The sequence below is a fragment of the Actinocorallia populi genome, assembly GCF_002995495.1.
Taxonomy (GTDB): Bacteria; Actinomycetota; Actinomycetes; order Streptosporangiales; family Streptosporangiaceae; genus Actinocorallia; species Actinocorallia populi.
Window position 1 is genome coordinate 1 of sequence record NZ_PVZV01000008.1, and the last position, 12,323, is coordinate 12,323.

General features: G+C 70.5%; 10 protein-coding genes. 3 read left to right on the forward strand and 7 right to left on the reverse strand.

Annotated features, from left to right (window positions below; genetic code table 11):
* Nucleotides 1–108: 108 nt before the first annotated feature.
* The 4 genes from C2865_RS29430 to C2865_RS29445 all read right to left on the reverse strand — a co-directional run bounded on the left by C2865_RS29430 (nucleotide 109) and on the right by C2865_RS29445 (nucleotide 3,171).
* Nucleotides 109–561: a 2-thiouracil desulfurase family protein gene (locus C2865_RS29430; RefSeq protein ID WP_106401881.1), complete on the reverse strand. Its 453-nt coding sequence runs from the start codon at nucleotides 559–561 to the stop codon at nucleotides 109–111.
* A 25-nt stretch (nucleotides 562–586) separates the two neighbouring features.
* Nucleotides 587–1,414: an SDR family NAD(P)-dependent oxidoreductase gene (locus C2865_RS29435; protein WP_106401882.1), complete on the reverse strand. Its 828-nt coding sequence runs from the start codon at nucleotides 1,412–1,414 to the stop codon at nucleotides 587–589.
* A gap of 115 nt (nucleotides 1,415–1,529) precedes the next feature.
* The gene (locus C2865_RS29440; protein ID WP_106401883.1) at nucleotides 1,530–2,528 is read right to left on the reverse strand and encodes an AurF N-oxygenase family protein; all 999 of its coding nucleotides are present in this window, start codon (nucleotides 2,526–2,528) and stop codon (nucleotides 1,530–1,532) included.
* Between the two features lie 13 nt (nucleotides 2,529–2,541).
* Entirely contained in the window at nucleotides 2,542–3,171 is a 630-nt protein-coding gene (locus C2865_RS29445; RefSeq protein ID WP_106401884.1) for a TetR/AcrR family transcriptional regulator, read from the reverse strand.
* Nucleotides 3,172–3,286: 115 nt separating this feature from the next.
* On the opposite strand from C2865_RS29445, the gene C2865_RS29450 reads away from it, so the two are divergent.
* Nucleotides 3,287–4,498, forward strand: coding sequence for a pyridoxal phosphate-dependent aminotransferase (locus C2865_RS29450; protein ID WP_106401885.1), 1,212 nt, complete (start codon nucleotides 3,287–3,289; stop codon nucleotides 4,496–4,498).
* A 435-nt stretch (nucleotides 4,499–4,933) separates the two neighbouring features.
* The gene (locus tag C2865_RS29455; protein ID WP_408608337.1) at nucleotides 4,934–6,985 is read left to right on the forward strand and encodes an ATP-dependent DNA helicase; all 2,052 of its coding nucleotides are present in this window, start codon (nucleotides 4,934–4,936) and stop codon (nucleotides 6,983–6,985) included.
* Between the two features lie 306 nt (nucleotides 6,986–7,291).
* Here C2865_RS29455 and C2865_RS29460 read toward each other — a convergent pair whose 3' ends face one another.
* The 3 genes from C2865_RS29460 to C2865_RS29470 form a co-directional block, all read right to left on the reverse strand.
* Nucleotides 7,292–9,757 carry a penicillin acylase family protein gene (locus tag C2865_RS29460; protein ID WP_106401887.1) on the reverse strand — a complete coding sequence of 822 codons (2,466 nt, stop codon included), beginning with the start codon at nucleotides 9,755–9,757 and terminating at the stop codon, nucleotides 7,292–7,294.
* 31 nt (nucleotides 9,758–9,788) lie between these two features.
* Complete coding sequence (locus tag C2865_RS29465; protein WP_106401888.1) at nucleotides 9,789–10,886, reverse strand: DUF4192 domain-containing protein; 1,098 nt, start codon at nucleotides 10,884–10,886, stop codon at nucleotides 9,789–9,791.
* Between the two features lie 112 nt (nucleotides 10,887–10,998).
* Nucleotides 10,999–11,343, reverse strand: a complete 345-nt coding sequence (locus tag C2865_RS29470) for a hypothetical protein (RefSeq protein ID WP_106401889.1) — start codon at nucleotides 11,341–11,343, stop codon at nucleotides 10,999–11,001.
* Nucleotides 11,344–11,468: 125 nt separating this feature from the next.
* Between C2865_RS29470 and C2865_RS29475 the strand changes: the two genes are divergently transcribed.
* Nucleotides 11,469–12,266 (forward strand): polysaccharide deacetylase family protein, encoded by a 798-nt coding sequence (locus C2865_RS29475; protein WP_232835867.1) that lies wholly within the window; start codon nucleotides 11,469–11,471, stop codon nucleotides 12,264–12,266.
* Nucleotides 12,267–12,323 lie beyond the last annotated feature (57 nt).

Below are 12,323 nucleotides of genomic sequence, written 5' to 3' on the forward strand. Positions count from 1 at the left end.
GGGAGAGTAGGTCACCGCCGCAATCAACATCAGGAAAGGCCCCGGACTTCTGTCCGGGGCCTTTCCGCATTTCCAGGGGTATTTTCTCCCCCTGCCTTCCCCCTTCGTTCAGCCGCGGAGAAGCGCGTCCGCCTCTTCGAATTGTTCTTCGTTGAAGACGGTGATGCCGTGGGATCGGAGGAGGGCGGTGGTGATGCCGGATCCGGGGATCTTGTTGCCGCTGAAGGTGCCGTCCGCGATCTGGCGGCTGCCGCAGGAAGGGCTGCCTTCTTTGAGGACGGCGACGCGCGCTTCGGCTTCCCGTGCGGCGGTGAGGGCGAGTTCGGCGCCTTGGACGAAGGCGTCGGTGACGTCGTCACCGTGTACGGTGACGACCTGCCCGTTCCGGAGTTCGGCGGGTGGGCGCGGTACGCCGAGACCGCCGGCGAGTTCGGGGCAGAACGGCACCACCCGTCCTTCGGCGCGCCAGCGGGCGAGGATGTCCGACGAGCTGGTCTTGGCCTGGCCGTCGTAGCGGACGGGCCGTCCCAGAAGGCAGCTGCTCACCAGTACGCGTTCCATGCCTCCACGGTAGCCGCGGGGCGGGTCAGCCCAGGCCGTGCTCTTTGCGGTAGCCCTTGACGGCGAAGCGGCCGAGCCGCACGGCGAGCCTGGGGCTGATCCGCATGACGCGCCAGGCGAGCCTGCCGGTGGCGGGCGCGATGATGAGGGCGCGGTTGCGGGCGACGCCCTTCATGATGTCGGCGGCCATGGCGTCGGGGGAGTAGAGGTTGCCGGCGCCGGGTTCGTCGGAGGCCTCGGGTTTGCTGCTCATACCGGTTTCGGGAAGCCCCGCGTTGACTGTTTTGAGCAGGCTGGTGTCGACGAAACCGGGGCAGACGGTGCTGACCTTGATGCCGCGAGTGGCGGCTTCGGCGCGCAGGGCCAGGCCCAGGCCGACGACTGCGTGTTTGGTCGCGGTGTAGGGGATGCCGAGCGGCATGGGGAAGAGTCCCGCGAGGGACGCGGTGTTGACGATGTGGCCGTGCCCCTGCTCCAGCATGATCCGGTAGGCGGCGTCCACGCCGTGGATGACGCCTTTGAGGTTGATGTCGACGGCGCGGTCCCAGTGGGCGAGGGTGAGTTCCTCGACCAGGCCGGCGACGGCGATGCCGGCGTTGTTGAAGACGAGGTCGAGCCGGCCGTGGTCGCGGGCGGTCCGCCGGTAGAGGTCGTGGACGGCGCCGGCGTCGGTGACGTCGAGCTCGGCGGCGAAGGTCTTGCCGTGGAACCGGCCGTTCAGGTCGTCGGCGGTCTCGGCGGCTCCCGCGGCGTCGATGTCGGCGATGATCACGGTGTCGCCGCGTCCGGCGAGCCTCGCAGCGAGGGAGCGGCCGATTCCCGAAGCGCCTCCGGTGACGATCGTGATGCTCATGAGACGCCCCAATTTTGATCAAGCCGACAAGTCGCTAGATTCTAGGGCGCTGATTTGGGGCAGCACTACAGCCAGAGGTGCGTTCTTCCCGGCGGAAGAACGCACCTCAGATGCTTCACGCTGCGGTCTTGGCGGCCTTGCGCGCCTGCTTCGGCTCGTCCCAGATGCCGAAGGCGGCCCAGACCCGCCTGTTGACCCCGTTGATCAGGCCCAGTTCACCCATCAGGTCGCGGATCTTGGCGACGCAGTTGCGCAGCTCCACCCGGGCCGCCTCGTTGCGGTAGGCCTCGCGCACCACGTCCTGCGGGATGCCGAAGTGCCGGATCATCGAGCCGGGCGGGGAGAGCATGATCCGCGCCATCACCCCCAGCACGATCGGGGTGAACAGGCCGAGGGCCAGGCGGCGCACCCGGTTCAGCCGCGGCGCCCGGTGCTTGAGGAAGTGCCGGGCGAAGGAGATGTGCCGCGCCTCCTCGGCGATGTGGATCTTCATGATGGTCTCTTCGAGGGGGTGCTTGGTGCGCCCCTCCTTGAGCCACTTGCGCTGCACGTAGTCGATCGGGTCCTCCCCGCCGAGCACGAAGACGAAGAAGAGCTCGGTGGAGACCAGCGGGATCAGCGGGGCGAGCTGGGCGACCAGGCTGAGCGACCGCGGCATGCCCTTGATCGGCATCCCGGTGCGGTTGACGAACTCCTGGAACATCATCCCGTGGTGACATTCCTCGGTCGTCTCGTGGTAGACGTACCGGAACTCCGGGCGGCCGTTCGGCAGCCGGTAGGCGTAGTTGAGCAGGCCGCGCTTGAGCAGGTTCTCGAACTGCAGGCCGATCTTCATCGCGGTGGCCACCCGCCACAACCCGATCCGGGCCTGGACCTCGACGGGCTGGGCCCGGTACCAGGCGGTGGAGCCGAGCCGGTCGTCGGCGGGCAGGATCCAGCGCGGGTCGTCCTGGTCGATCCGGTAGTCGGGGTCGTCCCACGGGATGTCCGCGTAGGCCTCCCAGTGCTTGTCCACGCTGGCCTTGTTCAGGCGGTCGATGACGCCCAGGTAGGACTTGCGGTCCTTGACCGTCTCGCGGACTTCTTCGGCGAGCTCGGCGGGGGGTTTGGCCATGGTTCCTGCTCCTTCAGACCGGGGGGATGAGGTCCTGGGCGAAAGTCTTGATCATGTCCAGGACGGCGCGCTGGTGGCCGTCGGCGTCGCCGTCCAGGGAGTGCTGCAGGGAGAGGCCGACCAGCAGGGCGAACAGCGCGCGGATCAGCGTGTCGACGGCCTCCTCGGGGAGGCTCTCGGGGAAGAGCTCGTGGAAGACCTCCTTGATGATCTCCACGACCCGGTTGTTGAGCTGGTTGCTGATCTCGCGCAGCGTTTCGTCGGTGCGCCCGGCCAGCGCGAGCTCCAGGAGGGCCATCGCCGGCGGCTGCTGGAGCGTGTTCCAGAACAGCTCGAGTGCTCCGGCGACGTTGCGCTGCTCGTCGGGCAGGCGGGCGTAGGCGTCGTGGTACTCGTCGCGCAGCCTGTTCAGGAGGTGCTCCAGGGCTGCGGCGACCAGTTCCATCTTGGTCGGGTAGTGGTGCTGCTGGGCTCCCCGGCTGACCCCGGCGCGCCGGGAGACCTCGGTGGTGGACAGGCCCGCCCAGCCGAGGTCGGCGAGGGTCTGGGCGGTGGCCTCCATCAGCCGGGCCTGGGTGGCGGACCGGCGCTCGGCCTGGGTGCGGCCGCCGGGTCCGCGGTGGCGGCGCCTGCTCGTGGACATGCCTGGACGGTACGTCGATCACATACAAGCAATCAAGCCTGCTTGTATGTTGCGCGGGTCACAGGACCCGGAAACCCGTGCGACATCTGGAACGGGCCACGACTACTGTTGTGTCATGCGGGGGAAACAGTCCGACAAACTGGCGAATGTCTGCTACGAGATCCGGGGGCCGGTGCTCAAACGGGCCCAGCAGCTCGAAGAGGCCGGGCACCGGGTGCTCAAGCTCAACATCGGCAACCCGGCGCCGTTCGGTTTCGAGGCGCCGCCGGAGATCCTCCAGGACGTGGTCCGCAACCTCTCCCAGGCGCACGGCTACAGCGACTCCAAGGGGCTGCTGTCGGCGCGGCGGGCCGTGGTGCAGCACTACGAGGAGCAGGGCTTCCGCGGTCTGGACGTGGAGGACGTCTTCCTGGGCAACGGGGTCTCCGAGCTCATCGTCATGACGATGCAGGCGCTGCTGGACAACGGCGACGAGGTGCTGATCCCCGCCCCGGACTACCCGCTGTGGACCGCCGCGGTGTCGCTCAGCGGAGGCACCCCGGTGCACTACCTGTGCGACGAGGAGGACGGGTGGCAGCCGTCCCTCCAGGACATGGAGGACAAGATCACCCCGCGGACGCGGGCACTGGTGATCATCAATCCCAACAACCCGACCGGCGCGGTCTACTCGGCCCAGACGCTGGAGCGCATCGCGGAGCTGGCGCGGCGGCACGGCCTGATCGTCTTCTCGGACGAGATCTACGACCGGATCCTCTACGACGGCGCCGTGCACACCTCGATCGCCGCGCTCGCCCCCGACCTGTTCTGCCTGACCTTCGGCGGGTTGTCGAAGTCCTACCGGGTGGCCGGGTTCCGCTCCGGCTGGGTGGTGCTGTCCGGACCGAAGCTGGAGGCCCAGGCCTACATCGAGGGCATCGAGATCATCGCCAACATGCGGTTGTGCCCGAACGCCCCGGCCCAGCACGCCATCCAGGCGGCGCTGGGCGGCCGCCAGAGCATCCGTGACCTCGTCCTCCCCGGCGGACGCCTCCTGGAGCAGCGCGACCGCGCCGTCAAACTGCTGAACGACATCCCCGGGGTGAGCTGCGTCCGCCCCAAGGGCGCCCTGTACGTCTTCCCCCGCCTCGACCCGCTCGTCCACCCGATCACCGACGACATGCGCTTCTGCCTCGACCTCCTGGAAGAGCAGAAACTCCTCATCGTCCACGGCACCGGCTTCAACTGGCCCCGTCCCGACCACTTCCGCCTCGTCACCCTCCCCCACGCGGAAGTCCTCGAAGACGCCATCACCCGTCTCGCCACCTTCCTGGAGACCCGCCGAGTCTGAGGCCGGCCCCCGCGTCGCCCGTACGCCCGGAGCCCCGCCGCGTCCGGAAGACGTGCGGAAAGCCTCGCGCAATCGAACGTCGGCGTCTTGAGGGGTCTGTCCGTTGCCCGTCCGGAGCCTTGTCGCGTCTGATGGCGCGGGGAGACCGGTGGGGCTGTCCCACGAGCCCGATCGGATGGGGTCCGCGGGTGCCCAGCCCGCACTGCCGCGGAGGACTGGGCGGGCGGCGGCGGGACGCTGCTGCGTCGTTGTGGTGAGGGACCCGTCCGTCGCCCGGCCGGAGCTCTATCGCGTTTGGTGGCAGGGGCGGTGCCGGTAGGTGAGGCCGGGGTGTCGGGTGTTCGGGAACCTGTCGTGGCCTGGTGGCGGGAGTAGGGGGCGGCGGGGCTGTGGATGACGGAGTGTTCTGTGGGTGGGAGCCGGTACGGTTGCCGGGTGTCTTCTCCCGCACCGCAACCGCGTATCGCCAAGAAGGATCTGCCGCCGCTCAGTGAGCTGATGGACGCGGCGGTGGAGGCGGTAGGGGGGAGGGAGAGACCCGGGCAGACGAAGATGGCCGAGGCCGTCGACCAGGCGCTGCGGCGCGCGGAGCACCTGGCCGTCCAGGCGGGGACGGGCACCGGCAAGTCGCTGGCCTACCTGGTGCCGGCGGTGCGCCATGCCGTGTACAAGGGGGCCACGGTCGTGGTCTCCACCGCGACGATCGCGCTGCAGCAGCAGCTCGTCGACCGTGACCTCCCCCGGCTCGCGGCGGCGCTCGAGCCGCTGCTCGGCAGGGAACTGCACTACGCGATCCTCAAGGGACGGCGCAACTACCTGTGCCTCAACCGGTTGTCGGTGGGCGCGCCGGACGACCCCGAGGACGGTCTGTTCGACACCTCGCAGGTCTCCGCGCTCGGCCGCCATGTGCAGCGGCTGCACGAATGGGCCGACACGACGCAGACCGGCGACCGGGACGAGCTGGTGCCGGGCGTCCCGGAGCAGGCGTGGCGGCAGGTGTCGGTCACGGCCAAGGAATGCCTGGGCGGGCAGCGCTGCCCGCAGGCCCAGACCTGCTTCTCCGAGCAGGCCAGGGCCCAGGCCGCCGAGGCCGACCTGGTGGTGACCAACCACGCGATGCTCGCCATCGACGCGCTCGAGGACTTCCAGGTGCTGCCCGAACACGACGCCGTCGTCATCGACGAGGCGCACGACCTCGTCGACCGGGTCACCTCGGTGGCCTCGGGAGAACTGTCGGCGAACGCCGTGGAGACGGCGGCGCGGCGGGTGGGCAAGCTCATCGCCGACCGCTCCGCCGACCGGCTCAAGGAACTCGGCGAGGACCTGCGGGTCGCGCTGGAGGAGCAGGGCGCCGCCCGGCTGGACGTGCTCCCCTCGCACCTGGGCAACACCCTCCTGGCGATCCGGGACAACGCGCAGGAGTGCCTGCGCGAGCTCGGCCCCGAGCCGAAGGAGGCCGACCCGGCGATCTCGGCGGGCCGCCGCGCCGCCAAGACCTCCCTGGAGGACCTGCACACCACGGCGGCGCGCATGCTCGCATCGTTCGAGGCGCCGATCCCCGATCGCTGGGACGTCGTCTGGGTGTCGAAGTCCTTCGAGGGCAAATGGCCGCCCGCCCTTCACGTCGCGCCCATCGCCGTCGGCGGACTGCTGCGCGAGGCCCTGTTCAAGACGCGGACCACGGTCCTCACCTCCGCCACCCTCACCCTCGGCGGCTCGTTCGAGCCGCTCGCCCGCCAGTGGGGCCTGCCCCCGCTCGGCGCCCCCGAGCCGCAGGTCCCCGCAGCCGAGGACGGCGGCGCCTCCGCCGACGACGAGAAGCCCCTGATCTGGACGGGTCTCGACGTCGGCTCGCCCTTCGACTACCCGCGCAGCGGCATCCTGTACATCGCCCGGCATCTGCCCTCCCCCACCCGCGACGGGCTGCCCAAGGAGTACCTGGCGGAGCTGGCCGAGCTCATCCAGGCGGCCGGCGGCCGCACGCTGGGCCTGTTCTCCTCGATGCGCGCCGCCAAGCAGGCCGCCGAGGAGCTCGAGACCGACTTCCCGGTCCTCTGCCAGGGCGAGGACTCCACGTCCCAGCTGGTCAAGCAGTTCGCCGAGTCACCCGAGACCTGCCTCTTCGGCACCCTGTCCCTCTGGCAGGGCGTCGACGTTCCCGGCCCGTCCCTGTCCCTCGTCGTCATGGACCGCATCCCCTTCCCCCGCCCCGACGACCCCGTCTCCTCGTCCCGTAAGCGCGCCGTGGACGCCCGCGGCGGCAACGGCTTCATGCAGGTCCCCGCCTCCCACGCCGCCCTCCTCCTCGCCCAGGGCGCCGGCCGCCTCCTGCGCAGCACCACCGACAAGGGCGTCGTCGCCATCCTCGACTCCCGCCTGTCCACCAAAACCTACGGCTCCTTCCTCCTGTCCTCCCTCCCCCCGTTCTGGACCACCACCGACCCGTCCGTCGTCCGAGCCGCCCTCACCCGCCTCACCGCCTCCTGACCCCGCCCGTTCCACCCCGGCCCCCGTCGGCGAGCCGCCGACCACCCCGCCACACCCACCCGCCGGACCCATCGCCCGGTCCTACCTCCGCCACCCCGCAGCCCCGAGCAGAGGTCGGTCCCGCCGCGCTGGGGACGGCGGGACGATCGACGGAGCGATGGGACGGTTGGCGCCGTTGCGCTCAGGGGTGACGGGACGGTCATCGAGGTAGCAGGGCGGCCGATGGAGAGGTCGGCAGAGCAGGGGACGGCTGGTGCCGTTTTGTGCTTTCTGGGGCGCCCCCGCCTGGGGCGGGGGCGCCGGGGGTCAGGGGTTCAGGGTGAGGGTGTGGCGGGCGTGCTTCTCGATGGCGGCGGGGGTGGAGCGCCAGGGGATGGTCTTGCCTTCGGCCCACAGGGAGGTCTGGTCCCAGTAGTGGTCGGTGAAGGCGTGGCCGCTGGCGCCGGTGAGGTTGATGTAGCGGGAGGCGTCGAAGTCGGCGAGGTCGACGACCATGCGCATGGAGGGGACCCAGTCGACGCCGTAGCCCTCCTGGGCGTTCCAGCCGGTGGCGTTGACGATGGACTGGCCGCCGGACAGGTGCAGGGGGCCGCGGTTGAAGAGGCGTTCGACGGGGGCGATGCCCGAGGTGCCGAAGGTCTGGTTGGTGACGGTGAGGGTGTGCAGGTCGCCCCAGCGCCACTGTGAGGGGGCGTCGCCCAGCAGGTCGGTGAGCTCGTCGGCGGCCTTGCGGAGGGCGGACTTGAGGATGGTGTCGCGGTCCTCTTCGTCCGGCGTGGTGATGTCGTCCCAGTAGGGGTCGGCGGGGTCCTCCAGGAGGGAGCGGACGACCTCGAACCAGCGGTCGCCGCCGTCGGGGCGGGCGCCTTCGGGGAGGTCGTCGTTGAAGGTGAGCAGGACCAGGTGGCGCCAGGCGGCGTTGTAGAACGCGGCGGCGGCCGAGTCGACGGGCTGGGTGAAGTCCCAGCCGTCCAGCAGGTCGACGCCCTTGAGGCCGGCGCCCACCCGCTGCAGGTGCGGGACGAGAACGGGGGCGAAGCCGTTGCGGGAGTCCAGCTGGACGTCCGCCATGCCGGTCACGTCGATCTTGCCGTCGGCCTTCAGCAGCTCGTCGATGCGGGCCGCGCGGTAGCCGTATGACCAGTCCTTGGTGAGCAGGTGCTCGTAGGAGGAGCCGACGACCGCGTTGTTGGCGGTGACGATGTAGCCCTTCTCCGGGTTCTGGATCGACGGGAGCTCCTCGTAGGGCAGGAAGCCCGTCCATTCGTGCTCGCCGTCCCAGCCGGGCACGGGCCGGGTGCCGTCGCCCTTGCTCCGGACCGGGATGCGGCCGGGGGCCTGGTAGCCGATGTTGCCGTCGACGTCCGCGTAGACGAGGTTCTGCGCGGGCACCTCGAACGAGGCGGCGGCCTCGCGGAAGGACGTCCAGTCCGTCGCGCGGTTCATCTGGAAGACGGCGTCGGCGGTGCGGCCCGGGTCCAGCGCCGTCCAGCGCATCGCGATCGCCTCGGTGGGGCCGGAGGCGAGCTTCGCGGAGTCCTCCAGCACGTCGGAGATGATCGGGCCGTGCCGGGTGGCGCGGACCGGGAGCCGGACGTCCTGGCCACCGGCGACCTTGATGGTCTCCTCACGGACCTGCAGCGGCTCCTTCTCGCCCTTGTACTCGGCGTTCTGCCCGTCGATCCGCTCCACGTACAGGTCGGTGACGTCGGGGCCGAGGTTGGTGAAGCCCCAGGCGACGCGGTGGTTGTGCCCGATGACGACGCCGGGCAGCCCGGAGAAGGTGAATCCGGTGACGTCGTAGGGGCACTCGGCGGTGACCTTCCGGCAGTGCAGTCCGGCCTGGTACCAGACCGACGGCATCTGCGGGGCCAGGTGCGGGTCGTTGGCCAGCAGCGGCTTGCCGGTGGCGGTGCGCGAACCGGAGACGACCCAGGAGTTGGAGCCGATCTCCGGGGCGCCGTTGCCGAGCATCTCCGGCATCGCCTGGATCGTCTCCAGCACGCTGCTCAGCGCGCGGGCGGGTGCCTGCACCGGCGTGCCGGAGGGCCGGTCGCCGGATTTCTCGGTGTCTCCCACGATGACGGGCATGCGCTCGTCGTCATAGGCGGGGTAGAGCCGGTCGACCCGCTCGGCGGGGAGCGCGGTGCCGGCCAGGGCGCGGCCGAGCTCGTCGTCCATGTTGGAGCGCAGGTCCCAGGCCATCGCCTTGAGCCAGGCCACCGAGTCGGCGGGGCTCCAGCGCTCGGGCCGGTAGCCGCTGCGCTGGATCCCCAGGACGGCGTACTCCAGGGACTGGTCGGAGGTGTCGGGGTGCTCGTCGAGCCAGGCGTTCACACCCGCGGCGTAGGCGTCCAGCAGCCGGACGGTCTCCGGCTCCAGAAGGGTGAGCTCCTGCTCGGCGACACGCCGCCAGCCCAGGGTCCGCACCACCTTGTCGGTCTCCAGGGTGGTCTCGCCGAACAGCTCCGACAGCCGGCCGGACGTGACGTGGCGCCGGAAGTCCATCTCCCAGAACCTGTCCTGCGCCGTGACGTAGCCCTGCGCCTTGAAGAGGTCCTCGGGGGTGTCGGCGTAGATCTGCGGCACTCCGTGTGCGTCCCGGTGGACGGTGACCGGGGCGCTCAGCCCCGCCAGCCGGACCTCCCCGCCGTAGTCGGGGAAGGACCGGCGGACGGTCCACACCACCCAGAGGGAGGCCACGAGGGCGAGCACGAGCAGGAGGGCAAGGACCCGGGCGCCCCAGCGGAGCGGCCGGGGCCATCGACGCATGACATTCACGCCGAGCACTCTATGACCCAGGTCACGCAAAGTCCGTATTTGCCTCTCTACCTCCCGTTTCTTCCGCTTGTCCGGTCCTGGTCGAGCCCGGACGCCGCCGGGCCGCGGCCGGAGGCGGGTGCTCCTCGGAGAGGCCGGCGCGCAGTTCGGGAGGGTCTCGGTAGGAGTCGGCGAGCTCTCGGGGCGTCAGGCCGATCGTGATCGACGAGGGGTGCATGCCGGAGACGATGGCCTGGCGGAGCAGCAGGGCCATGGAGTAGGCCGGGTCGGCTTCCAGGGCCAGGTCGAGGGCGAGGTTGGCGAGCCCGCCCTCACCGGACAGGAGGGCGCAGTAGGCGAACAGGGAGGCGGGCGCCGCCAGGAGCGGGGGCGCGGTGCGCCGCAGGACGTGGCGCCAGAACTCCAGGTGCTCCGGGATCGCGCCGGGGTCGATGCGCACCCAGGCCTCGTCCCGCACCCGGATCGCACCCAGGGCCACGGTGAGGCGGGCGATCCGCGGCACCGAGGGCGGCGGATCACCCCGTTCCAGCTCCGCGGCGAGCGTGCGCACCAGCGCGAGGCCCTCGGCCACCGCCACCTCCCCGCCGATTCCGGCGGTCTCGCGCAGGGCCAGCGCCCGTACGGGATCGGGCAGCGGGGCGATGGTCGCCGCGAGGCACTCCCGTCCGGGCAGCGCGACCAGCCCGTCGAGCACGGCCTGCGCCGCCAGCGGGGTGGCGGTGAGCGGGCTGCCCTCGCCTTCGTCGAACGAGTCCGGCCAGAAGCGCCCCTCGTGGACGCGCACCGTCTCGTGCACGGGGATCCCGGCGCCCCGCAGCGCCCGGACGGCCAGCTCGACCGATGGAGCCACCTGTTCCCGTGGTCCGTAGCCGACGAGCATCGCGGTCTTGAAGTCGTGGAAGGCCAGCACCTCGGCCAGATGCAGGGCGGCCGGGGGTGGAAGGGACAGGTCGTACCGCAGCGCGCAGGAGCCGCGCGGACCGCCGCAGCCGATCGCCACCAGGCTGTCGGACGGGTGGAAGCCCAGCATGTAGGGCACCGCCGAGACCAGGTCCGCCGCGTCGCGGATGACCAGCGGGGAGGAGCCCCGCCGCGGACCACCGAGCCGTGAATCGTTCATGGCCCGACGTTTTCACGGATCACGAGGGCTCGCAGGAGTCCCTGTGGACAGTGCGGCGTGCTCGGCCGCGGGCGGCTCGCCGTCGGGCGCGTTCTGCCTGCGGACGGCCGGCTCAGAGCGACCCGCGCTGGTGTTTGTTACGTTCGTTCCATTCGCGCATTCGTTTGGGATATCCAGTGATTTGTACGTCGTAGACCGGCAGTTTCAGATCCCGCGCCACCTTGGCGATGACCGCGGGCGCGCCGACCCGGCGCCGGATCCACTCGCCGTCGTGGGCGATCGCGACCGCGGTGGTGTCGGTGGCGAAGGTCTCGGGTTCGACGTAGAACTCCACACCCTGCCGGTCCTTGGCGAAGGCGATGAGCGCCTTGAGGTCGGAGTTCGTCGCTTCCCGGTCGAATCGCTGGATCGACGCCCCGCGGTGGCGGCGAAGTCCGAAACGGTCCCAGAACTTCATCCTGATTCCGACCATCCTGTGGGGGAAAAGGGGAGGGAAAACGATAACGAAGATATCCGGCATCTGGTTCCCAAGGGTGTATGCCAGGGCATGTCCCTATCGTTTCCGAGGGTTCGGGGGGAGCGATGCGGCGGATCGTGCTGATGGCCGGGCTTATCGGGACTCTGGTGGCCTGCGGCGGTTCAGCGGGGAACGTCAAGCCGATGCACGCGGCCGAGACCGCGTCGTCGGCACCGTTGCCGGTGTCGTTGAAGGAGCCGGATCCGGACGTCCGCCGCGGGCTGCGGCCGGAGTACACCAGGACGAACTGCGCGGTGCTCAAGTGCGTGGCGCTCACCTTCGACGACGGTCCGGCGAAGGAGACCGAGCTGCTGCTGCGCATCCTGGCCCGGTACGGGGTGAAGGCCACCTTCTTCGTGGTGGGCCGGATGGTCGAGGAGAACCCGGACATCCTGCGCAGGGAGCTGATGGAGGGCCACGAGATCGGCAACCACAGCTGGAGCCACACCAGCCTCGCCGCGCTCTCCCCGGACGGGGTCCGCGCGGAACTCGGCAGGACCCAGGCGGCCATCAAGACGCACACCGGCCGCGACACGACCCTGATGCGCCCCCCCTACGGCGCGACCAACGAGCGCGTCGCCGCGGTGGCGCGGGAGCTGGGCCTGGCCGAGATCATGTGGGCGGTGGACCCGCTCGACTGGAAGGACCGCGACTCCGTCCAGGTCAGGCGCAGGGTGCTCGAACAGACCGGGCCGGGCGACATCGTCCTGCTGCACGACATCCACCTGAGCAGCATCGAGGCGGTGCCGGAGATCCTGGCGGGGCTGGCCGAACGCGGCTACCGGTTCGTGACGGTCAGCGAACTGCTGGCCGGGACCCCCGTCGAGTCCGGCCGGCAGTACCGGGAGCGCTCCACCACCTGAACACCGTCGCCACCGGGCGTATTGTCCTTATGTCCTGCCCGTAATAGAACGGAGTCT

What these genes read in the sequence shown, in the direction of transcription:
- C2865_RS29470 (WP_106401889.1), bottom strand. Translation starts at nt 11,343, where the DNA reads ATGAAGTTCTGGGACCGTTTCGGACTTCGCCGCCACCGCGGGGCGTCG.
- C2865_RS29445 (WP_106401884.1), bottom strand. Translation starts at nt 3,171, where the DNA reads ATGTCCACGAGCAGGCGCCGCCACCGCGGACCCGGCGGCCGCACCCAG.
- C2865_RS29440 (WP_106401883.1), bottom strand. Translation starts at nt 2,528, where the DNA reads ATGGCCAAACCCCCCGCCGAGCTCGCCGAAGAAGTCCGCGAGACGGTC.
- C2865_RS29465 (WP_106401888.1), bottom strand. Translation starts at nt 10,886, where the DNA reads ATGAACGATTCACGGCTCGGTGGTCCGCGGCGGGGCTCCTCCCCGCTG.
- C2865_RS29430 (WP_106401881.1), bottom strand. Translation starts at nt 561, where the DNA reads ATGGAACGCGTACTGGTGAGCAGCTGCCTTCTGGGACGGCCCGTCCGC.
- C2865_RS29460 (WP_106401887.1), bottom strand. Translation starts at nt 9,757, where the DNA reads ATGCGTCGATGGCCCCGGCCGCTCCGCTGGGGCGCCCGGGTCCTTGCC.
- C2865_RS29475 (WP_232835867.1), top strand. Translation starts at nt 11,469, where the DNA reads ATGCGGCGGATCGTGCTGATGGCCGGGCTTATCGGGACTCTGGTGGCC.
- C2865_RS29435 (WP_106401882.1), bottom strand. Translation starts at nt 1,414, where the DNA reads ATGAGCATCACGATCGTCACCGGAGGCGCTTCGGGAATCGGCCGCTCC.
- C2865_RS29450 (WP_106401885.1), top strand. Translation starts at nt 3,287, where the DNA reads ATGCGGGGGAAACAGTCCGACAAACTGGCGAATGTCTGCTACGAGATC.